The 22875-nt window shown below is 43.2% G+C and carries 14 protein-coding genes; 10 read left to right on the top strand and 4 right to left on the bottom strand.

All coding sequences use genetic code 11. The annotated features are described in order from the left end of the window. The first annotated feature begins 192 nt into the window (after positions 1–192). The 6 genes from BLQ81_RS15810 (at position 193) to BLQ81_RS15785 (ending at position 11663) form a co-directional block, all read left to right on the top strand. Positions 193–3480 carry a TonB-dependent receptor gene (locus BLQ81_RS15810; protein WP_092731879.1) on the top strand — a complete coding sequence of 1096 codons (3288 nt, stop codon included), beginning with the start codon at positions 193–195 and terminating at the stop codon, positions 3478–3480. A gap of 366 nt (positions 3481–3846) precedes the next feature. After that, positions 3847–4629, top strand: a complete 783-nt coding sequence (locus BLQ81_RS15805; protein ID WP_092731876.1) for an alpha/beta fold hydrolase — start codon at positions 3847–3849, stop codon at positions 4627–4629. Positions 4630–4647: 18 nt separating this feature from the next. Further along, positions 4648–5733 carry an efflux RND transporter periplasmic adaptor subunit gene (locus tag BLQ81_RS15800; protein ID WP_092731873.1) on the top strand — a complete coding sequence of 362 codons (1086 nt, stop codon included), beginning with the start codon at positions 4648–4650 and terminating at the stop codon, positions 5731–5733. A 2-nt stretch (positions 5734–5735) separates the two neighbouring features. After that, on the top strand, positions 5736–8798 hold the full coding sequence (locus tag BLQ81_RS15795) for an efflux RND transporter permease subunit (RefSeq protein ID WP_092731870.1): 3063 nt from the start codon (positions 5736–5738) through the stop codon (positions 8796–8798). After that, the gene (locus tag BLQ81_RS15790) at positions 8798–10138 is read left to right on the top strand and encodes a TolC family protein (protein ID WP_092731867.1); all 1341 of its coding nucleotides are present in this window, start codon (positions 8798–8800) and stop codon (positions 10136–10138) included. The genes BLQ81_RS15795 and BLQ81_RS15790 overlap by 1 nt, the downstream gene beginning before the upstream one ends. Positions 10139–10271: 133 nt before the next feature. Continuing rightward, entirely contained in the window at positions 10272–11663 is a 1392-nt protein-coding gene (locus BLQ81_RS15785; protein ID WP_092731864.1) for an MltF family protein, read from the top strand. Here BLQ81_RS15785 and BLQ81_RS15780 read toward each other — a convergent pair. The 3 genes from BLQ81_RS15780 to BLQ81_RS15770 form a co-directional block, all read right to left on the bottom strand. Further along, entirely contained in the window at positions 11660–12133 is a 474-nt protein-coding gene (locus tag BLQ81_RS15780; protein ID WP_092731861.1) for a RidA family protein, read from the bottom strand. The two genes, BLQ81_RS15785 and BLQ81_RS15780, sit on opposite strands and share 4 nt — an antisense overlap. Before the next feature lie 179 nt (positions 12134–12312). Next, complete coding sequence (locus BLQ81_RS15775; protein WP_092731858.1) at positions 12313–13626, bottom strand: gluconate:H+ symporter; 1314 nt, start codon at positions 13624–13626, stop codon at positions 12313–12315. A gap of 77 nt (positions 13627–13703) precedes the next feature. Beyond that, positions 13704–16007 carry a T9SS type A sorting domain-containing protein gene (locus tag BLQ81_RS15770; protein WP_092731856.1) on the bottom strand — a complete coding sequence of 768 codons (2304 nt, stop codon included), beginning with the start codon at positions 16005–16007 and terminating at the stop codon, positions 13704–13706. An 88-nt stretch (positions 16008–16095) separates the two neighbouring features. Here BLQ81_RS15770 and BLQ81_RS15765 point away from each other — a divergent pair, with 88 nt between their 5' ends. From BLQ81_RS15765 to BLQ81_RS15755, 3 genes are all read left to right on the top strand, one after another. Beyond that, a complete protein-coding gene (locus BLQ81_RS15765; protein WP_245693281.1) occupies positions 16096–17238 on the top strand; it encodes a lipoprotein N-acyltransferase Lnb domain-containing protein in 1143 nt (380 codons plus the stop codon). Positions 17239–17295: 57 nt separating this feature from the next. After that, positions 17296–19338 carry an excinuclease ABC subunit UvrB gene (gene uvrB / locus BLQ81_RS15760; RefSeq protein WP_092731851.1) on the top strand — a complete coding sequence of 681 codons (2043 nt, stop codon included), beginning with the start codon at positions 17296–17298 and terminating at the stop codon, positions 19336–19338. A 147-nt stretch (positions 19339–19485) separates the two neighbouring features. Beyond that, a complete protein-coding gene (locus BLQ81_RS15755) occupies positions 19486–20121 on the top strand; it encodes an AlbA family DNA-binding domain-containing protein (RefSeq protein WP_092731848.1) in 636 nt (211 codons plus the stop codon). Here the strand turns inward: BLQ81_RS15755 and BLQ81_RS15750 are convergent. Next, positions 20111–21058, bottom strand: coding sequence for a 1-aminocyclopropane-1-carboxylate deaminase/D-cysteine desulfhydrase (locus BLQ81_RS15750; RefSeq protein WP_245693280.1), 948 nt, complete (start codon positions 21056–21058; stop codon positions 20111–20113). The genes BLQ81_RS15755 and BLQ81_RS15750 overlap by 11 nt on opposite strands. A 17-nt stretch (positions 21059–21075) precedes the next feature. Here BLQ81_RS15750 and BLQ81_RS15745 point away from each other — a divergent pair, with 17 nt between their 5' ends. Beyond that, positions 21076–22110, top strand: a complete 1035-nt coding sequence (locus tag BLQ81_RS15745; RefSeq protein WP_092731845.1) for an RluA family pseudouridine synthase — start codon at positions 21076–21078, stop codon at positions 22108–22110. Positions 22111–22875 lie beyond the last annotated feature (765 nt).

The following is a 22875-nucleotide window of genomic DNA, read 5'->3' as shown; positions in this document are numbered from 1 at the left end:
TTTGTCAGATTAAAATTCAACCTTTTTCTGAAAAAAACATGGAAAATATCTCCCATACCATGTTAAGCTTCTGTTAATTATTGTGAATTTTGATCGTCAAAAATTAACCTTAATTACTCTTGCTTACCTAGGAGTAAAACTACCTTTGCAACAAGCAAAAATCAAAACCACCTTTTACCAAAACAAAAATTTATGAGGCAAAATTTACTGAAAAACTTGCTGGCAGTGATGTTTCTAGTGCTTAGCACTGGTTTTGCACTTTCACAGGGCGTGACCACCTCCGGTATCTCCGGAGTAGTGTCAGAAACAAACGGTCAGCCGCTTCCGGGAGCGAACGTGGTTGCCACTCACCTTCCGTCCGGCACCCGCTATGGCGGCGTATCTAACTTAGACGGAAAGTTTACCATTCCGGGTATGCGTGTAGGGGGGCCTTACCGAATTTCGGTTTCCTTTATTGGATTTTCCACTCAAGAGGTGGATGGGATTATCCTATCTCTTGGTGTATTTGCCAACGTAAATGTATCTCTTCAGGAGGATGGTCAAGAGCTTTCGGAAGTTGTCGTGACTTCAAGTAAAAACAACCTGTTTTCAAACGAAAGAACGGGAGCAAATACCTCGATTGACAATCAGGCACTCACCAGACTTCCTACCATTTCCAGAAACATCAACGACTTCACAAGGTTGACACCGCAATCAAACGGTCAGTCTTTTGCAGGTCAGGACTCACGACTGAACAACATCACTGTTGATGGTTCTTACTTCAACAACTCGTTTGGTTTGGGAAGCGGAAGTAACCCGGGTGGCAGAACTGGTGTATCTCCGATTTCACTCGATGCAATTGAGCAAATTTCAGTCAACGTCGCTCCGTATGACGTAAGACAGGGAAACTTTACAGGTGCCGGTGTGAATACTGTTACCAAATCAGGAACAAATGAGTATTCCGGTTCAGCGTATTATTTCTTTAGAAATAATAACAACGTAGGAACACAAGCAGGTGAAAACACCTTCAATCCGGGAGACTTTACCTACAAACAAATCGGATTCCGTGTAGGTGGACCAATCATCAAGGACAAACTGTTCTTTTTCGCTTCATTCGAAGATGAAAAAGAGGCAAGACCGGGTACAACCTGGAGAGCAAACCGTGGCGAGGCTATTGAAGGCAATGTGACGCGGGTTTTGGCCTCTGATCTGGATCAACTCAGCGGTTTCTTGAGAGATAAATTTAACTATGAAACTGGCCCGTACCAGGACTACGATAACGAGACCTTAGGAACCAAATTCTTGGTGAAGCTGGATTACAACATCAATGACAAGAATAAGCTTAGCCTGAGATATAATCATCTGAATTCTTCTACTGACGTATTAATGTCCAACTCCTCTTCTTTGGGTTTTGGAAGCAGAAACGGCAGACCTGAAGCATTGAACTTCCAAAACTCCAATTACAGCATTAATGAAAACATTCGGTCATTTGTTGCGGAATTAAACTCCAGACTAAGAACAAATATGACCAACAGTTTAATTGTGGGTTATACCTATCAGGACGAAAGCCGAGGAGCAAAAGGGGCGTTTTTCCCAATGGTAGATATTTTGCAAGAAGGAGCAACTTATACTTCCTTCGGGTTTGAACCATTCACTCCAAACAACGAATTGAGATACAAGACTTTCCAAATTCAGGATAACCTACAAATATTTGCCGGAAAGCATACATTCACTTTAGGCTTTAGCTATGAGCGATACGAATCCGAAAACGTATTCTTCCCGGGATCACAGTCTGTTTATACCTATAATTCCATGGATGATTTTTATAAAGACGCAAATAACTTCCTGGCTAATGGAAATACTGTTCCATCTAATGTAAACCTTAGAAGATTCCAGGTAAGATGGAATAACATCCCGGGTTCAGAAAAACCTGTCCAGCCTTTAAAAGTTGATTATGTAGGTTTCTATGCACAGGATGAAATTCAGGTTCGAAGCAATTTGAAAACCACTTTCGGTCTCAGAATCGATGTTCCTTTCTTCGAAGAAACTGCGCTTAGAAATGAAGATGTGGAAAAACTGTTTTTTAGAAATCCCGCAAGTGCATTTGTGAATTTCAAAACGAACCAACTTCCTGATCCAAACATTCTCTGGTCTCCTAGAGTAGGATTCAACTGGGATGTTTTCAGCAATCAGAAGACTCAAGTCAGAGGGGGTACAGGTATTTTCACAGGAAGACCAGCCTATGTTTGGATTTCCAACCAAGTAGGAAACAACGGGATTTTGACAGGATTTGCTCAATTTGATAATTCTACAGCAAGACCGTTCAACCCGGATCCAAATGCTTACAAGCCTGCTGAAGTTTCAGGAACACCTGCTTCTTCATATGAATTGGCCTTGACTGAGACAGATTTCAAATTCCCGCAAGTTTGGAGAACTAATATCGGTGTCGATCAGCAATTGCCGGCTGGAATTGTAGCAACAGGTGAATTTATCTACAGTTCAGATGTCAATGGCGTTGATTACTATAATGGCAACTTGCCAGTACACCAATCTCAGTTTGTCGGTAAGGATAACAGACCAAGATATACCAGAAACAGAATCAACAACAATATTCCAAATGCAATAGTCTTGTCTAATCAGGCTATCGGTAATTCTTGGGTAGCTTCCTTTTCCCTGGAAAAACCATTCGGAAATGGCTTGTATGTGAAAGGTGCTTACAGCTACGGTGAGACAAGAAATACAGTCGATCCGGGATCTATCGCTGCGGGAACATGGTTCAATAATCCGGTGTCTAGAGATCCAAATAATCCGGGATTGGGAATTTCCGGCAATAACTTGGGACACAGAGTTTTTGGTGTAATCAGCTATAACAAAGACATCTTCAAGTTTGGAAACACCTCAGTTTCCTTATTCTGGGAATCCATCACCATCGGAAACGGTTCTTACAGATTTGCAGGTGATATGAATGGTGATGCCGGTACATCAAACGACTTGATCTACATCCATGCCAATAAAGCTGAAATGAACTTCCAACAGTATACAGTTAATGTGGGAGGTCAGCCAGTGACATTTACTGCGCAGCAGCAGGCAGATGCATGGGAAGCCTATATCATGCAGGACAAGTATCTCAGTGCCAACAGAGGTAAATATGCCGAAAGAGGTGGCGCAATCATGCCAATGGTCAGCCGTGCTGACTTCTCTTTTGCACAGCAATTGTTTACCAATATCAACGGAAAGAGAAACACATTGGAATTCCGTGTGGACATCCTGAATGTCGGTAACTTACTGAACCCGGATTGGGGTCAGGGAAAAACCTTCAACTCAACTCAGCCTTTGGTCGTTCCTGCGAATAACCAAGGAGGTCCTGCCGATGCACAAGGTGTTTCTCAGTACAGATTGAGAAACTTCGGTGCAGATCTTATTTCTGAGACGTACAGGCCTACAGCAGGAGTACCTGACGTGTGGAGAATGCAGTTTGGATTGAGATATATCTTCAATTAATATAAAAAGTAAAATCAAGTTAAAAGGCGCTCCATTAATTTAATTGGGGCGCTTTTTTATGGTTTTTACTTTTTCGTTAAATGCAGCGAAATAATGCCAATCGAAGATTCTGTCCTTCTGCTTTGGATTTTCTCATATAGAAGGGCTTCCCTCCAAACTGACTGATTCAAACGCCGGTCTATTGGGTTAAACAATTGTTCACCATTGGAATATTCCAGGGCTTTAAAATTGGACATGTAGGTATCACGTATTTTTTCCTTTGGAAGTAAAGATTTGCCTTCAGTGTCTTTTATTTAACAGTAGCTGAAATATGCCGTATTTTTGTCCATAGGTAAACTTTTGCCCTTTTTATCAGTCTAAGGTGATATGTTGTATTACAAGGAATTTTTACATCCTCAGAGTAACCAATGGGTGGTATTCATCCATGGTGCAGGAGGTTCATCTGCTGTCTGGTATAAACAGCTCAAAGATTTCAAAAAGGAATTTAACCTTTTGCTGATCGATCTGAGAGGACATGGAAAGTCTGCCGATCTTCCCCAAGACATTTGGAATAAGCAGTACACTTTTGAAGCTGTCACAGAGGATATTATCGAAGTCCTTGATCATCTTAAAACTCCTCCTGCGCATTTAATGGGGGTTTCTTTAGGGACTATCCTCGCACGTCAACTAGCCGAACTCCAGCCCCATCGGGTTAAGTCGCTCATTATGGCAGGTGCAATTACCCGCCTCAATGTACAAAGTCGGGTGCTCGTGTTTCTTGGAAATACATTCAAGCGAGTGATCCCTTACATGTGGCTGTATCGCTTGTTTGCCTTCATCATTATGCCTCGAAGACAACATGAAGAGTCGCGCAATCTCTTTGTGGGAGAGGCTCAAAAGCTTTGTCAAAAGGAATTTATCCGTTGGTTCAAGTTGACCAGCGATATCAATCCCTTATTAAAATATTTCAAGGAAAAGGATATGGGAATTCCAACTCTTTATGTAATGGGTGACCAGGACGTGATGTTTTTGGAGCCAGTCAAAAATCTTGTCAAAGAACATAAAAATTCCATTCTAACTATTCTTGAAAAGTGCGGGCATGTAGTAAATGTTGAGCAACCCGACCAATTCAATCAACTTTCAATGGCGTTCATTAAAAACCAACAGTAAACAGACCTATTGCCTTAAATGAAAAAACAAACCAAAATCGCTCTGATCATCGGGATATTTGTAATCATTGCTATTGCCTTTTTTTATCCAAGACTAAGTAATCAGGGCGGAAATTCTCAAAGCCCTGCTGCTTCGGCAGGAGGGCCCGGAGGAGCCAATCAAAACCTTCCCGTGAGCGTAGTTAAACTTCAAAAAGAAACGCTTCGCAATCAGCTGCAGGTATCCGGCACGATTCTTCCCAATGAATCTGTCAACCTCCGCTCTGAGATTTCAGGCTTGGTTACCAGAATTGCATTCAAGGAAGGGCAATATGTAACCAAAGGAACGCCTCTCTTGTATTTAAATGACGACGAGCTCCAGGCTCAGTTTCAACGCTTACAGTACACCCAAAAATTATTTGAAACTCAGGAGAATCGTCAAAAGCAGCTATTGGCCCGCGAGGCGATCAGCCAGGAAGAATATGACATTGCCCTGAATCAGTTTAATACAGCACTGTCCGATATCAAGCTGGTTGAGGCCCAGTTGTCCAAGACCGTCGTCAGAGCTCCATTTAATGGATATTTGGGTCTTAGACTAGTCTCGGAGGGCTCTGTCATCAGCACAAATGATGTAATCGTAAGCGTGGTAAACATTGATCCGATTAAAATCGAGTTTTCTATTCCGGAGCGTTATGCCAATCAGGTCACTGTCGGTTCACCGGTTTATTTTTCCAATGAAGGATCTACTCAAGAGGTAGAGGGTCGAGTTTACGCTTTTGAGCCACAGGTGGATTTGGCAACCAGAACATTAAAGCTTCGGGCACAAAGCCCAAATAAAGACCGAAGATTCCTTCCGGGAATGTTCGTGAAAATCAGATTTATTCTTGAAGTCATGGAAGACGCCTTGCTTGTTCCGGCAGAGGCTGTCATCCCTGAATTAGCAGGGTACAAGGTATTTGTCGTTGGGGCTGATGGGAATGCAGAACAACGAATAATAGCAATAGGAACGCGGACAGATACTCAAGTGCAGGTCCTATCCGGACTCAACGAGGGCGATCTGGTACTCACCACTGGTGTAATGCAAGTAAGGCAGGGAATGCCATTACAACCTACTCAAATCAACTAAGCATGGCTAGCTTATCCCAAATCAGTATCAACCGGCCGGTATTGGCCATTGTGATGTCCTTGGTTATCCTCCTCTTTGGTGGGATAGGGATCTCACTTTTAGGTATCCGCGAGTATCCCAGTGTGGATCCCCCTGTGATCAATGTCAGCACTTCTTATGTCGGTGCCAACGCGGATGTAATCGAGGCTCAGATCACAGAGCCGCTTGAAGAGCAAATCAACGGCATCCAAGGCATCAAATCCCTGACCTCAGTCAGTGCCGATGGGCGAAGTAACATTACGGTAGAATTTGAAGTCGGTGGTGATTTAGAGGCTGCGGCCAACGACGTAAGAGACAAGGTGGCAGGAGCACAACGAAATCTTCCTCCGGATGCCGAACCTCCGGTAGTGTCCAAAGCAGATGCGGATTCCCAGCCTATAGTAGGAGTGAATGTAAAGAGTGAAAACCGAAGTCTGTTGGAGCTTTCGGATATCGCTTCCAATGTGTTTAAAGAAAGGCTTCAGACAATTCCAGGCGTTAGTCGGATTCAGATTTGGGGAGAAAAAGAGTACGCAATCCGTCTTCGGATGGATCCACTCAAAATGGCATCCTATGGCATTACGCCTTTGGATGTATTACAAAAAGTTCAAAGTGAAAACGTCGAACTTCCTTCCGGAAGAATAGAAGGTCAAAATATAGAGCTATCGGTCAGGACCAAGAGCAGGTTGAGCTCTCCACAGGAGTTTAATAATTTGATCATCAAAGAAGACCAAAGCAATATCGTTCGTTTCCAGGATATCGGAAACGCTGAATTGTCAGCCCTGAACGAAAAGACGGTGTTGAAGCGGGATGGGGTTCCCATGGTGGCTGTAGTGTTGGTTCCACTACCGGGCTCCAACAATATTGAAATCGCAGATGAATTTTATCGGAGACTTGAATTCATTAAGAAAGATCTGCCAGCTGATGTGGGCGTTGAAATTGGATTCGACTCTACTTCTTATATTCGGAGTTCGATAGCCGAAGTTCAGGAGACGATCATCACAGCATTTATATTGGTGGTGGCCATCATTTTCCTTTTCCTGAGAGATTGGCGTACCACGTTCATTCCGGTACTTACCATCCCCATCTCCCTGGTTGGGGTATTTTTTATCATGTACGTGATGGGTTTTTCCATCAATGTGTTGACCTTACTTGGTATCGTACTATCGATTGGATTGGTGGTCGATGACGCAATCGTGGTCCTGGAAAACATCTACACCCGAATAGAAAAAGGAGAAAATCCACTGAAGGCTGCAGAAAAAGGATCTGAGGAAATTTTCTTTGCAGTTATCGCTACCACTGTTGCCCTTTCTGCAGTATTCTTACCTGTGATTTTTCTTACGGGTACCACAGGCCGACTTTTCCGTGAATTCGGAATAGTGGTGGCAGGGGCTGTCATCATTTCTTCATTTGTGGCCTTGACCATGACCCCAATGCTAAGTGCAAAACTGCTCAAGCGTCGGGAAAAACAAAATGCCTTCTACAATTTTACTGAGCCGTTTTTTGTCTGGTTGAATGACCTGTACGACTTTGCCCTGAGTAAATTTATGAAAATCAGGTGGGTGGCTTTTCCGGTGATTCTATTTATGGTGGTGGGAATTTATTGGCTGGTCATCCAAATACCGACAGAGCTGGTTCCTACCGAGGATAGATCCGAACTCAGAATTAATATGTCAGGTCCAGAGGGAGCCACATTTGGCTACATGGGCAGTGTGGTGGATAAATTGACTGACCAGTTTATGAAGGAATTACCGGATAGCGAGCGACTGGCGGTGATCAGTGTGACCTCTCCCGGGTTTGGTACAGCAAATACCAATTCGGCATTTATCAGACTTTTCTTGACTGATGCTGACAAAAGAGCTAGATCTCAGCAGCAAATATTCAATAGTGTCAATGCCTCGTTGAAAAATGAAACGGCGGTAAGGGCCTTTGCTCAGCAACCGGTTTCGATTGGAGACCGAAGAGGTGGACTTCCGGTGCAATATGTTATTCAGGCACCTACCATCGAAAAATTGAAGGAAGCGATTCCTCCTTTTATGGAAGAAGTGGGTAAAAGTTCGATGTTTATTTTCTCAGATATCAACCTAAAGTTCACTAAGCCCGAACTGGAAATCGAGATAGATCGGGAAAGGGCGAGAAATTTGGGGGTCTCGGTTCAGGAAATAGCCCGAACACTTCAACTGTCCTATTCCGGTCAGCGATTTGCTTATTTTATTAAGGACGGAAAGCAATATCAGGTACTTGGAGAAATGCGTCTTCAAGACAGAAATGAACCTGTAAATCTTCGTATGCTCTATGTGAGAGGAGAAAATAATCAGTTGGTGCAACTGGACAACCTCGTCAAAGTGACAGAAAAAAGTACGCCGCCTCAGCTTTACCGCTTCAACCGATTTGTGAGTGCTACAGTTTCGGCCAACCTAGCCGAAGGATTTACCATCGGAACTGGATTGGACGAAATGGATCGCATAGCCGCTGAAGTTTTGGATGATTCTTTCTCCACGGATGTATCCGGACCTTCCAAAGAATTCAGGGAGAGCTCCAACAGTTTGTTGTTTGCCTTTGTGTTCGCACTAATCCTGATTTATCTGGTTCTTTCGGCTCAGTTCGAAAGCTTCCTCGATCCATTGACAATCATGTTTACCGTACCGCTTGCCATCTTTGGAGCATTAGTCACGCTGTGGGCATTTGATTTTACCCTGAATATTTTCAGTCAGATTGGTATTATTATGCTGATCGGACTCGTGACTAAAAACGGGATCTTGATCGTGGAATTTGCCAATCAGCGAAAGGCACAGGGAATGGACGTGCATGAAGCCATCTATGGCGCTGCAGTAGCCCGATTTAGACCAATCTTGATGACCAGCTTATCCACGATTCTGGGTATTTTACCGATTGCTTTGGCACTTGGTGCAGGTGCAGAGAGTCGAGTGCCTATGGGAGCCGCAGTCATTGGTGGATTGACTTTCGCCACGATACTTACCCTTTTCATCATCCCGGCCATTTACACTTACCTCACCTCCAAAAAAGGAAGATTAGCAAGAATTTAATGAAGAAATTAGCGATTCTGCTCTTTTTGAGCATAAGTTTTTCTGGTGTTCACGCACAAATCCAAGAATCCTTAGATCTTGAGAAGGCAATCCAGATTGGATTGGAAAATAATTTCCAGATCAAGATAGCCGTAGAGAATGTCAATTTGAGAGAAAGGGAAATGCAAATTGGAGCGGGTGAATTATTTATGCCAAGGGTAGATGCGACCTATCTGCGGTCATACAGTAAGGAAGATGTAGAGCAAACCTTCATAAATGATCCCACACCACGTCAGATCGACGATGCCAAATCCCGGAACAAAAACTTTACCATAGTGGGGATATATGGATTCAGACCGGAGTCCGTGGTAACGATGAGAAGATTGGGCCAGTTGACCGAAATCAGTGAACTCGATGCCAAGGTGACAGTGGAAAATACCGTAGCTGGCATTTCTACTGCATATTATCGGCTAATTGTGGAGTTGCAACGCTACCAAGTGTTGAAAGAAACGCTAGCCTTGAGTAAGGCAAGACTAAACATATCCCAAGCTCAGTATGAACTTGGTGGTGCAGGCAAGCGGGACTTCCTTACTGCCCAGGTTGATTACAACTCAGATTCCAGTTTGCTCATTACCCAAGAGCAAATCATTCAAAATTCCCGTGTAAACCTGAATGAGCTAATGGCGGTCAATCCAAAGGAGGAATACATGGTGAAGGACACAATTTTAATTGCAGATGTCCTGAGGTTTGAAGACTTGGAAGAAAATGCAATTCTGGAAAACAAGCAGCTTCTGATCAACCAGCGTCTAAAAAATGTGGCCTTTCTCCAAATCAGGGAATTGCAGGCTTCCCGTCTCCCGGTTTTGAATTTGAATGGAAACTACGTGAATAATACCTTCAACTCCGACGCAGGCTTCCTCCTGCAAAATCAGCGGGAAGGTTTTAACTACGGAGGAAATATTACAATTAACCTGTTCAGTGGACTTACCTTGAATCGAAGAATTCAAAACGCCAAGGTCCAGGAAAGAATTCAGGATTATACCTTGGATCAATATGAAATCCAGCTCAAATCAGACATCCAACGAGCCTTTAATATCTATACCAAAAACCTTCAACTGCAAAAAATTGAGTTGGCTAACTACCAGGTAGCTAAAGAAAACTCAGAGATAGCCCTGGAACGATTTAGATTGGGGATTTCTTCCTACCTAGAATTTAGAGACGCTCAGGTGAATTTACTTACTGCAGAAAACAGATTGATTAGCTCCATTTTTAACATTAAAGAGCAAGAAATCGAGTTAATGAGACTTTCAGGCAGGATTTTCTTCCAAAGCAGCATGGAAGAACTGACACTCAAGCCCTGACAGCTATTTACTAAAAAACGGAAGAAATTAACTTCCGTTTTTTATTTGCTTTTTTTAACGATCGCTTCATTTTTGTTTTGGCATAGGCTTTGCCAAGTAGCGCAATGAACCATCCGGGGTCTCACCCTTTGGAATGAAAAAAATAATTATTTCTACTCTTACCACATTAGTGATGCTCTTCTCCGGGGTGCAGTGTACTTTTTTGGAGAATCGCATCGAAAAGGTGTTGAAGGAGCCTTATATATTTGATTTGACCGCAATTCAGGAGCGTGGCACACTTCGGGCGGCAGTTGATAACAACTCTACTTCTTATTATATCTATCGGGGAAGAAGAATGGGCTATGAATTTGAACTGCTGAGAGATTTGGGTAAAAGTCTCGGTGTTCAGCTAGAGTTGGTTGTATTGGATGACATTGATGAAGCCTTTGAATATTTGGAGTCAGGAAAGGTGGATGTCCTTGCCATGAATCTTGAAAACACTAAAGAGGGTAATAACCGCGCTTCCTTTACGCATTATCTTGGAACCATGAGTACTGTGGTCGTAGGTAGAAAGCCCATGGAAAAACCGGTAACCTGGAAAGAAATAGGGGCTGATACGATCTTTGTTAGGAAAGGAACCATCTATACCAGTCGGCTTAACTCAATAAAAGATTCCCTTAATCTAAGTTTTACTGTCTTGGAATCAGTGGATCACGAAGAGAACCTTATCGATCAAATCGCCGACAAAAAGATCAAATGGACCGTAGCAGATCGAAACATTGCGAAGGCCAATCAGACCTATTATCAAGGCTTGGACGTGAATTTGAAGGTTTCCGATAATGGTGCTGTGGCTTGGGCTGTTCGCAAAAACGCTCCCGTCCTTTTGGGGGAAATCAATTCTTGGTTAACGGAGAAAAAGAAGCGATTCATCCCTGATGTTTACGCAAAATACTTTCTTAATGCGCGAAATAATTTTTACCGAACCAACAGTTCTTTTTCTTCATTGGGAGGAAATCGCATCTCGGTTTTTGATGAACTGATCCAAGAAAGCTCTAGGGAATTAGGTTGGGATTGGAGGCTTTTGGCTGCATTGGTATATAAAGAATCCGGATTCGATACTTCCGCTGTCTCTTATGCGGGGGCAAAAGGTTTGCTTCAACTGATGCCGGTAACTTTAGAACGATTTGGAGTCACTGAGCCTGAAGATCCCCAACAGTCGCTTCAGGGGGGCGTGAAGTACCTTCAATATTTGGATAAATTTTGGAGGGGGAGAGTTCCGGATGCCAATGAACGGATTCGCTTTATCCTGGCATCCTACAACATTGGTCAAGGTCATGTCGAAGATGCCTGGAGACTGACCCTGAAATATGGGAAAAGTACCCAAAGCTGGGAAGATGTATCCTTCTTTCTAAAGCTTAAAAGTGATCCCGAATTTTATCGGGATCCCATGGTCAAGAGTGGATTCGCCAAAGGACACATTGCTGTGAATTACGTGCGGGATATCTTAAATCTTTTTGAGTCTTACAAGGCTTTGGTGAAACCTTAATGGCCTTGGTGAAGCTCAAATAGCGCTTCGATCTCTACCGGGATATTATCAGGTAGTGAGCCCATACCTACAGCTGACCGAACACCAATTCCGTTTTCATCTCCCCATACACTTGCGAAAAGCTCACTGCATCCGTTAATCACAAAGGGATGGCGCTCAAAGTTCGGGGTACAATTGACCATCCCGAGGACTTTGATGACCCGTTTTACTTTGTTCAGTGAACCGATATTGGCTTTAATGGTAGCCAGCATTGCAAGTCCAACTTGTCTTGCCGCCAATTTTCCCTGGTCGATATTCAAGTCAGATCCGACTCTTCCGATGATCAGGCTTCCATCGGGCTTTACAGTTCCGTGCCCGGATAAGTAAAGGTAATTACCATCGATCAGGCAAGGCTTGTAGACACCTAGTGGCTTGGGTGCCGGAGGTAGGGTGAGTCCAAGTTTTGCAAACTTTATTTCAGGTGTTTCCATAGTGTGAAAATTTGATTTAAAATTGATCAATATCCGCCAATTAATCAGAGGAAAAATTCAATTAGGATTGATGTGCCATATTATGAGCGGTGTACTGTGGACTGGGGCCTGTCCACCATTATCCGCATTAATTTTTAGGAATAGGAGTCATCGATAGCTGCGGGGTAATCAATTTTAAATTAGACAAAAAGATCTAAAATCAGGACACCAAAGAGCCCCACCACCGCGACAATCGTTTCCATCAGCGACCAAGATTTGATGGTGTCCTTGATACTCACGTTGAAAAACTCCTTGTACATCCAGAATCCGCCATCGTTGAAGTGCGAAAACATCAGGCTCCCCGCACCGATGGAAAGCACCAGCAAATTTGGATCAACGTTCATGGTGGTAACCAAAGGAGCAATGATTCCGGCTGTAGTCAGGCCAGCCACTGTCGCCGAACCTACACAAACGCGGATGACTGCGGTGATGAACCAAGCCAGAATCAAAGGATGCATTTCCCAGGTTTTCAGACTCTCGGCAATGGTAAGACTTACCCCCGTGTCGGTGAAAATCTGCTTCAGCGCGCCTGCACCTGCTACAATCAACAGGATCATAGAGACATCCTTTGTAGCTATGGTATAGATGTCCATCAACTTCACCATGTTGACTTTGCGGCTAAGTCCCAGCGAATACGTTGCATAAAGCAAAGAAACCAGCATGACTATGCCCGGATCGGCGATAAAATTGACGATGGGGCTCAAAGGATCTTCTTTCGCGATATTCAGGCTCAGGGCCGTGGTTCCAATCAATAGGATTACCGGAAGCAACGCAGTAAAAATGCTGTTGCCTATTCCGGGAAGTTCATGATCAGCCTTGGGTTCCGCCTGAAAAGTCTTTAGAGGCTGGGATTTGATATTTTTAAGAAATGGGGCAAACAGAGGGCCTGCAATGATAATGGTAGGTATGGCAATCAGAAACCCATAGAAAAGTGTAAGTCCCATATTTGCACCAAATTGTGCTACCAAAGCAGCAGGAGAAGGATGTGGAGGTAAAAATCCATGCGTCACGGAAAGAGCAGCCAACAAAGGAATTCCCACATATACGGCAGGCAGCTTGTATTGATAAGAAACCGTAAAAGCCAAAGGGACCAACAGGACGAAACCCACATTATAAAACAAGGGAATACCGACAATCAGACCCGTGAATGCCATTGCCCAAGTGATGTACTTTTCACCAAAAATGTTCATCAGAAAACCGGCTATTCGTTGTGCCGCACCGCTCTCGGCGACGAGCTTACCAAGCATCGCTCCGGTTACAATGACGATGACCAAGTCCCCGAGCATGGCACCCATACCTTTTTGGACGGACTTGGCGACTTGGTCGGCAGGCAGGCCGAGCATCAGGCCTCCGGCTATGGAAGCGATAAGAAAAGCAAGGAAGGGATTGAGCTTGGCCCACACGATCAGGAGTACCAGGATCGCGATGCTGAGAAGTACTAAAACAAAGGTCATAGGTTGGGTGGGAGTTAGGGAAGTAAGATAGGGAAATGATTTTTTTAATATAAAATTTGAACTTTGAAATCAAATCATTAGTTCTTAAAAAATTTAATCTGGTGAAAATAGTTCCCATCACTAATCCATACTATATATGCCCCGGGCCTGAGGTCTTTTAGTGTAGTCGAAAAGTCAATTTTTGAATAAACAAAACGTTTTATTAATCTTCCTGAGAAATCTAACACTGAAATTTCATACTCCGATCCCGCTTTAAGATTGATGGAAATTTCTCCAAAAGCATGTGGATTTGGGAAGATTTGAATCGTATTGGACTGGATGGTAATTGCCTTATTTTTTCTGATTACATGACTCCAGGAGTCTCTGCCATCATTATCGATTTGTCTGATTTTATAAAAATAAGATTGAAATTTTTCAGCAGTTCTGTCCAAATACGAATATTCTTGAATCAAATCAGAATCCCCCTTTGACCCCTCTTCTCCAATTTTTTTCCATTTTAAGTTCGATACCTCACTCCTGTACACTTCAAAAAGTAAGTTTTCCTTTTCCCGGGCGACTTTCCATTTGATTAGATTTCCATCTTTGGTCGATTCGGAATTTAATTCCAGCCAGGTAAGAGGCAAAATTGATAAAGTCCGAAAACTTCCCACCGTGAAGTTCACTCCCAATAAGTCAGCAAAAGTCAATTCTCGTCTCGCCCAGAGTTCATCAGGATCCAAACCTGCCAAATGATTGCCCGGGGCGGCATATCCTGTTCCTACTATGCGTAGATCATCCACATTGTCCACAATCAGGTCATTGGCAGATATCCGTAATTCCAAGGTATTGGTACTTGGACTAAGATTTGAAAAATGGAAATAGCTGAAAAGGCGATACAATATTGGAGTGCCATCCACATCATCAAATCCCGAATTATATTCTGCTCCTTTGTATTCTGTAAAATTGATGGAGAGGTTTCCTCCTGCTGAAGTTCCCAGAAGTTGGACTTTTCGGATTCCTCCATTTCGGGTGTCCTCGTAAGGGAAAGTAGAATTGGTCCCGTTAAGATTTGCCGGGATTCCGAAATAGGTAAACTGCCCCAAATTTTTCCATGATCCAGCTGAATAATTGAGTGATCCTGCAAGCCCGGTATTTATCAGCAGGTTATTTCCCTGCAGATCCATACTTCCCTGATTTAGCGTCAGGCTCCGCAGAATGGTCAGATTTGAGTTGGGAAAAAAGTCCCCTCCGGTTTTGCTCAGGATCAAATCTCGGATGACAAGCGGGAAGCCCAAGATCTGCTGAGCATTTGCACCGGCGAGTGTCAATGTCGTGGCATTGGTGATAAAATTACCTGTTTCGCTTTTTTCCAAATTCCCCAAAAGTGTGAGCTGATTTGGAAGGCTTAAGTTCTGCGAACCTTGAAGTTCAAGATCGCGAACAGCTGTAGGAGTAGCGGAGTCGGCATAGGAACTAGATAGAAACGTTTTGGGTGAAGTGCCACCCCGATGGATTATTCTGCCGTTAAGTTGAAAATTTGCAGATTCAATTCGAGGATTAGCCCCTTCCAAAATCAGAGTACCTCCATTTCGGAGATCGAAGTTTAGTGCGCTTACCGTTCCGCTGGTTGATCTGTTAAGGATGTTTGCATTGCATTCTGAGATAAAAGTTGCACCCGGTTCAATGATCATTTCTCCAAATGGACCGGCCCCATAAACCGCTGTTTCCGTGTTGAAAGAAAGCGTAAAGCAGACATTTGGAATGACTGAAACATCCAGCTTTTGTAACACTTGGCCCGAACGTACGGTAAAAGAAAGAGTTTTGAATGGGGCCTCCAAAACAAATTGTTCCCCGGCATTTGCTTCGAAAATCACCGAAAATCTACTTTGCGTAGTCTGAGCACTCCAACTGTTTTTTTCAATTAGTGTCCGACTGCTCCCTTTGAATGTCAGGGTACTGTTAATTGAATTTCCTATCCAGTTTTGACTATTCCAAGCATTGGACGGAGAGCCCGGAGCAGGGCCGGAAAAGGCCTGCAGGCTACCAAATACATTTAAATTATATCCATTCAGGTTTAATTTTTGACCCGCCCCGGTTTCAGCATTGATAAACAAGTTTTTGATTTCCTCATTTCCAAGAAGCCTAAGCGTATGTGTTTGATTGATGTAGACATCATTGGCTTGACCGGGTTTGACTACAGCCGGATTCCAGCTTGTTCCATCCCAAACTACCCAAATGAAAATATTGTGAAAATCGCCAGAGGAGATCGTCTTATAAGCATTGATTTCTTGGGAAAAGGAGAATTGCAGAACCAGACATACCCCTGCAACTGACAGGAATAACCTGTATATTCGGCAGGTAAAAAATGCACTCAGGGAGGCTGTAAAGCAAATAGCATCCATAAAAAAGCAGATTTTGAAAAAAGTATTTTAAGTTAATAAAATGATTTCAAAAAGTAAAATAACCGTCTTCGTTTTTTTGCTGATTATCATGGGTTTAACCCAGGCAAAAGCCCAATTATATGAGATAAGCCTGCTGACATGTGACCCTGGTAAAGAACTCTACAGCAGCTTTGGGCACAGTGCGATCCGGCTGCGTGAGATCGGGTCTGAGGGTCAGGATCTGGTATTTAATTTTGGGACCTTCGACTTTAGAACGCCTAATTTTTATGGAAAATTTGCCACAGGAAAGCTGGATTACATGCTCAGCGTGAGTACTTATGCGGAATTTATCCGGGAGTATGATTATTACAGACGGGATGTCAGAGAGCAGATCTTAGGCTTGAATGCAACGCAAATGGACTTATTGATCCAGCACCTTTGGACCCAATATGACCCGGCTAGGAGGTATTACCGATATGATTTCTTTTTCAATAATTGTGCAACCAAAATCCGGGATGCTTTTGAGATTTCTCTGGGAAATCAATTAGTTTGGAACGACCCACCAAAAGTGGAGGAGAAAACCTTTCGGAATCTGATAGACGAATATGTGTACCTGCTCCCCTGGGCAGATTTGGGGATCGATCTTGCTTTGGGATCAGTCATTGATCGGAATGCAACCGAGCGGGAGAGGCAGTTTTTGCCGGATTACATGGAAGCTGCTTTTGCCAACGCCACAATTGTGGGAGACGGGCCGACTCGACCTCTTGTCAAAGAATCGCGGGTGATTCTGGAATATCCAGATGAGGAATTCAAGATGGACCCGATCAATCCCTATTTGATTTTCTGGGGAATTGCCATCCTTTTTACAGGCATTACTTTCTTTGGACATAAAAAGAAGCGACACTTTGTTGGATTCGATGTTGCTCTTTTTTCCATTCTTGGGATTTTGGGCCTGGTGGTTACCTTTCTTTGGTTTTTCACCGACCATTCGGCCACCAAGTGGAATTGGAATATCCTATGGGTTTTCCCCGGTCACCTGGTCTTGGTCTGGGGATTGATGAAAAAAACACTTCAGCCTTGGGTGAGGAAGTATCTGCTTTTTGCCTTGATTATGGCCGATGCTGCAGTGGTTTTCTGGATTTTGGGCTGGCAGTCTTTTCACCCGAGCTTGATCCCGATTCTTTTGGTGATTATCCTAAGGACTAATTACTTGTATTATAATCTGGGGAGCAAGACTTTAAAATCAACCTGAATTTGGCCTTTTGAAAACCTTTTCACTCACATTCGTTGTTGGGAGGAAGTAACAGCTATGGATTTCAAACTTACCTCAGACTATCAACCCACAGGCGATCAGCCTAAAGCCATCAAACAACTGACTGAAGGTGTCAATGCAGGTGATGCTGCCCAAGTTCTGCTTGGGGTGACAGGTTCTGGAAAAACCTTTACCATTGCCAATCTCATTCAGGACACGCAAAAGCCGACGCTGGTTTTGAGTCATAATAAAACCTTGGCGGCTCAACTTTACGGGGAGTTCAAGCAGTTTTTCCCGGAAAATGCCGTCGAATATTTTATATCCTACTACGACTACTATCAGCCGGAAGCTTTTATACCAAGCTCGGGGACTTACATTGAGAAGGATCTGAGTATTAATCAGGAAATTGAAAAACTTCGATTGAGTGCAACCTCCTCTCTTTTGACCGGTAGGCGGGATGTGATTGTCGTCGCATCGGTTTCCTGCATTTATGGCATTGGAAATCCTGAAGAATTTGGAAAAAATGTAGTCCGCCTTCAGGAAGGAGATCGGATTCCAAGGAATCAATTGCTCTTCAAATTTGTCGATATCCTTTACAGCAGGACGCAGCAAGACCTGACTCACGGCACATTCAGGGTGAAAGGAGATACCGTGGATATTCATGTAGCCTACGGGGATTTTGCCTACCGGATTTTCTTTTGGGGGGACGAGATTGAAGCAATCCAACGGGTGGAACCGGACACAGGGAAGAAGATTTCCGACGAAAAGATCATCTCTATTTTCCCGGCCAATCTCTTCGTCACTGGGCGAGACACAATCAATGTGGCCATCAGCGAGATCCAGGACGACATGGTCGCTCAGGTTAAGTTTTTCGAAAAAGAAGGGAAATTCATGGAGGCAAAACGTCTTCAGGAACGAACGGAATTTGATTTGGAAATGATCCGGGAATTGGGCTATTGCTCGGGTGTGGAAAATTATTCCAGATACTTTGATCGAAGACAACCGGGAACACGACCCTTCTGTTTGTTGGATTACTTTCCGGATGATTACCTGTTAGTGATCGATGAGAGTCATGTGACTATTCCCCAGATTCGTGCCATGTGGGGTGGAGATCGATCCAGAAAAGTGAATTTGGTCGATTATGGTTTTCGATTACCATCTGCCTTGGATAATCGTCCCCTGAAGTTTGAGGAGTTTGAGCAGATGGCTGGTCAGTTGATCTACGTATCTGCGACCCCTGCCGACTATGAACTGGCACAGACTGAAGGTGTCGTAGTAGAACAGATTATCCGTCCGACAGGCCTGTTGGATCCGACCATTGAAGTTCGTCCCAGCTTAAATCAGATCGATGATTTATTGGAAGAGATAGATCAGACTATAAAATCCGATGCCCGTGTCTTGGTGACTACTCTGACCAAACGGATGGCCGAAGAACTTCAGAAATTTCTCGAACGGGCAGGAGTGAAGTCCCGCTACATTCACTCAGAAGTAAAAACACTGGATCGTGTGGAGATTTTGCGGGAGCTGAGATTGGGGGTTTTTGACGTGCTCGTGGGAGTCAACTTACTGAGAGAAGGGCTTGATCTTCCGGAGGTTTCGTTGGTTGCGATTTTGGATGCAGATAAGGAAGGTTTCCTTCGGAACGAGCGATCATTGGTTCAGACCATTGGCCGTGCGGCGAGAAATTCCGAGGGTCGGGTCATCATGTATGCCGATAAAATCACTGATTCCATGCAATCAGCGATGGATGAAACAAGGAGAAGAAGGGTGATCCAAATCGAATACAATGCAGAACACGGTATCACGCCTACCACAGTAATCAAGTCGAGAGACAGGATCATGGGTCAAACCAAAGTGGCAGATTCCAAGAAAAACGCCAAAATCTACGCAGAACCTATGCCGGGCGATTCACCGATTGCGGCGGATCCTGTAGTTCAGTACCTCAGCAAAGACAAGCTTGAAAAGTTGATTCAGCAAACTCAAAAACAAATGGAGAAGGCGGCCAAGGAGCTCAACTTCATGGAGGCTGCTCGCCTGAGAGACGATTGGCAATCACAAAAAAACAGGTTGTCGGAACTCAGCAGGGGACTTGGAAACTAGTATTGTGATACATAAAACCTGTCAGGTTTATCCCAAAGGTTTTTTCACAATTCATTCATATTTGCGATTCTGAAAGCAAAACCTGACAGGTTTGTTCGCAAAAGTAAATTTAACACGATACTTGTAGAAATCCAACTGTTTGATACTATGACCCTTCAGGAAGTGAAGGCTTTGGCTGCAAAAGGCGAAGGGCTTAAGATTGAATTCAAAAAGAAAGCAGCTTTTCCTGAGAAAATTGTCAGAGAGGTGATTGCCTTGGCCAACACTGAAGGCGGAGATCTCCTGATTGGGGTGGATGACGATGGGACGGTCAGCGGTCAGCGGTTTATTGAGGAGGAGATTTTTGTGATGGAAAAAGCCATCCGGGAGTTGATTTTGCCCAAGCTGGAATATTCCATTTTCACCATTAAGTTATCGGAGAAAAAGGGGGTAGCCGTATTCAAAATTCCCAAAAGCCCGGATCGGCCGCATTTTTTACAGGAAAAAGACCGAAAACAAGCCTATATCCGAGTGCAGGATCGAAGTGTCCAAGCCAGTCGGGAGGTTTGGGAAGTTTTGAAAAAGGGAAGAATCCCAAAAGACACAATTTTTACCTATGGCTGGAAGGAGGAGATTTTGATGAAAGCTTTGGAAGAAAGCGAAAAAATCACGCTCAAGGAATTTGCCAGAATTGCTAAAGTTCCGCGATTCTTAGCCTCCAAAACTTTGGTACGGCTTGTGTCAGCCAATGTCCTGAAAATTCATCCTCAAGAGTCTGAGGACTATTTTACTCTTAAAGAATAGGAAGATTGATTCCAGTCTGGGTGGCAAATCCGGCATTTCCCTGAAGACCACCGGTATGGATCAAAAGAATTTTTGAACCGGGATGGAAATGATCTTTTTTAATCAAATCCCAAATTCCGAAAGCCATCTTTCCGGTATAAATCGGATCCAGCGGGATTTCAAATTCCCCGTAAAACCAAGTTATAAATTCAATCAGTTCGGGTTTGTGTTTTCCATATCCTCCAAAATGATAATCAGTTTTAATTTCAAAAGAACCGGCTGCATGGATCTGATTTGACTCAAGCAGGTTTGCAGTCTCCTGATGGATAAATTCTCCTTTCAAGGAAGAGAATCCAATTAGGTTTTGGTGATTTTTTAGACTGGATGCAATTCCGGCAAATGTTCCTCCAGTACCAACGCAGACGCAGAGATGGGTGAAATCATGAGCTTGATCTCCCGGAATTTCTTTGGTGCCTTGGATAGCCAATTCGTTGGTGCCTCCCTCAGGAATTAAATAGAAGTCCCCAAATTGAGCTTTTAAATCCTCCAAAAACTCAGATGAATTCTTGTTTCGGTAGCTTTCTCGATCTACAAAATGAAGCTGCATCCCCATTTTTTGAGCGTGTGCCAAAGTGGGATTGTTTTGATCCGAATCCTTACCTCTGATGATTCCGACGCTGTGGAATCCAGCCAGCTGTGCACCTGAAGCTGTTGCATAAATATGATTGGAAAAAGCGCCTCCAAAGGTCAGGATTGTCTTTTTTCCTTGTCTTTTGGCTTCTTCGAGATTGTATTTAAGCTTAAAAAACTTATTCCCAGAAACCAGAGGATGAATTTGATCCAGTCTTAATACCGCTACCTGAATTCCCTTTTCCTCTAAAAGAGAATGAGTGAGGTGTTGAAGTGCGATGAGTTCAGGGTGAAGCATTTGAAGTCTTTTGCCGAAGTTAAGCCACATCCTCCTATTTTTGCGAGATGAATCAGCAGCCCGAAGAAGAGTTTGAAGAAGACGAATTAGAATTGTTTGAGCGCCAACGAATTGTGGTGGACAAAGGCCAGTCGCAAGTACGTATAGATAAGTTTTTGACTGAGAAAATTGCCTTCGTCACCCGAAACAAAGTCCAACAAGCGATTGATAACGAGACGGTGTTGGTAAATGGCAAACCTGTCAAATCCAATTACAAAATCAAACCTTTGGATGATATTCAGGTGTTCATGGATAAGCCGCGCCGTGATACCGAGGTTATCCCTGAGGATATTCCATTAGATATTGTTTACGAAGACAAGTATCTTCTGCTAGTCAATAAGCCCCCTGGAATGGTGGTCCATCCTGCTCATGGCAACTGGAATGGTACTTTGGCGAATGCCTTGGTCTTTCATTTTCATCATTTGCCGGAGATGAAAGGGAATGAAGGAAGGCCGGGGTTGGTGCATCGAATCGATAAAGATACTTCCGGACTTTTGGTGATTGCCAAGTCGGAGGATGCCATGACTCCCTTGGCCTCCCAGTTTTTTCACCATACCATTGACAGAACTTACGTCGCATTGGTGTGGGGAGAACTTCCAGAGGACTCGGGTACAATTACAGGTCATGTGGGTAGAAGTGCCAAAGATCGTAAGGTGATGGACGTATTTCCTGATGGAAGTCAGGGTAAACATGCCGTGACACATTGGAAAGTCCTGCGGCGATTGCGCTATGTGACTCTCGTCCAGTGTAATCTCGAAACGGGCCGAACCCATCAGATCCGTGCACACATGAAGTTTATCGGACATCCGCTCTTCAATGACGCCATGTATGGAGGAGATAAAATCCGTAAAGGAACCCAGTTTGTGAAGTATAAATCATTTATAGATAATTGTTTCAGTCTGATGCCGCGTCAGGCGCTGCATGCCATGAGTTTGGGATTTTTACATCCTGTGACCAAAGAGCGAATTTATTACGAAGCTCCACTTCCTGATGATTTTAAAGGGGTGCTCCAAAAATGGGAAGACTATGTCAAATACGAATAGGAATTGCGTATATGGCAATGAAATAGTTTGTTTGATATAAAAAACACAACAAAATATCTTAAATGATAATTTATCTATAAAAATAGACCAGATTGTTAATGAATCGTTAAAATTAATGGCTTTGACTTTAATTTATTTGACGAATCGTCATAATTCAATCGATTTCATTAAATAAACTGTAAAAATTCACATATTTCTTTGAAATATTTGCAATAACGCTTCTTGATGCCCTATCTTTGATTCGTTGATAGAGATAAAAGATCTCTGATACACATTGTAGGATGTTGAAATTGGCAGACAAGCCCTCCTGTCTCGGGGGTGGAGATTATAGAATAAAGCATTTAGCGAGCTCGTAAATTTGCCTAACTACTCCGTGGAGGTTCGAATCCTTCTCCTACAGCAGGTTATTTTGGGTTTATTGTTAATTGACTAAAACCATGGAATTTTATTTCATGGTTTTTTTATTGCCCAATTTTTAAATCGGCAAATTAAATTTTGATAAAACCATTAAAATCAGATTAAATCCCAACTAATAGTCGAGACTTCGAGCAATTGACAAATTGATTATTAAAATGAAGATTCAGCACGTTTCATTTCCTTTTTGTAGTAAAAAATGAATAAATATTTAAAATAATGTAAAAAAATAAAATAAAACTTGCCAAAATTTTAATAAACCAATCATATTTCTAATTTTGGGTCATAATGTTCTCAAACCTATTCAACCTATTGCAAAAAGCTCGAAAGAGCTTTTTGATTATCAGTCGG

This window comes from Algoriphagus alkaliphilus, from assembly GCF_900103735.1.
In the GTDB taxonomy this organism is placed as follows: domain Bacteria; phylum Bacteroidota; class Bacteroidia; order Cytophagales; family Cyclobacteriaceae; genus Algoriphagus; species Algoriphagus alkaliphilus.
This window is presented reverse-complemented; position numbering and strand designations above follow the sequence as displayed.

What these genes read in the sequence shown, in the direction of transcription:
- BLQ81_RS15810 (WP_092731879.1), top strand. Translation starts at nt 193, where the DNA reads ATGAGGCAAAATTTACTGAAAAACTTGCTGGCAGTGATGTTTCTAGTG.
- BLQ81_RS15805 (WP_092731876.1), top strand. Translation starts at nt 3,847, where the DNA reads ATGTTGTATTACAAGGAATTTTTACATCCTCAGAGTAACCAATGGGTG.
- BLQ81_RS15800 (WP_092731873.1), top strand. Translation starts at nt 4,648, where the DNA reads ATGAAAAAACAAACCAAAATCGCTCTGATCATCGGGATATTTGTAATC.
- BLQ81_RS15795 (WP_092731870.1), top strand. Translation starts at nt 5,736, where the DNA reads ATGGCTAGCTTATCCCAAATCAGTATCAACCGGCCGGTATTGGCCATT.
- BLQ81_RS15790 (WP_092731867.1), top strand. Translation starts at nt 8,798, where the DNA reads ATGAAGAAATTAGCGATTCTGCTCTTTTTGAGCATAAGTTTTTCTGGT.
- BLQ81_RS15785 (WP_092731864.1), top strand. Translation starts at nt 10,272, where the DNA reads ATGAAAAAAATAATTATTTCTACTCTTACCACATTAGTGATGCTCTTC.
- BLQ81_RS15780 (WP_092731861.1), bottom strand. Translation starts at nt 12,133, where the DNA reads ATGGAAACACCTGAAATAAAGTTTGCAAAACTTGGACTCACCCTACCT.
- BLQ81_RS15775 (WP_092731858.1), bottom strand. Translation starts at nt 13,626, where the DNA reads ATGACCTTTGTTTTAGTACTTCTCAGCATCGCGATCCTGGTACTCCTG.
- BLQ81_RS15770 (WP_092731856.1), bottom strand. Translation starts at nt 16,007, where the DNA reads ATGGATGCTATTTGCTTTACAGCCTCCCTGAGTGCATTTTTTACCTGC.
- BLQ81_RS15765 (WP_245693281.1), top strand. Translation starts at nt 16,096, where the DNA reads ATGGGTTTAACCCAGGCAAAAGCCCAATTATATGAGATAAGCCTGCTG.
- uvrB (WP_092731851.1), top strand. Translation starts at nt 17,296, where the DNA reads ATGGATTTCAAACTTACCTCAGACTATCAACCCACAGGCGATCAGCCT.
- BLQ81_RS15755 (WP_092731848.1), top strand. Translation starts at nt 19,486, where the DNA reads ATGACCCTTCAGGAAGTGAAGGCTTTGGCTGCAAAAGGCGAAGGGCTT.
- BLQ81_RS15750 (WP_245693280.1), bottom strand. Translation starts at nt 21,058, where the DNA reads ATGTGGCTTAACTTCGGCAAAAGACTTCAAATGCTTCACCCTGAACTC.
- BLQ81_RS15745 (WP_092731845.1), top strand. Translation starts at nt 21,076, where the DNA reads ATGAATCAGCAGCCCGAAGAAGAGTTTGAAGAAGACGAATTAGAATTG.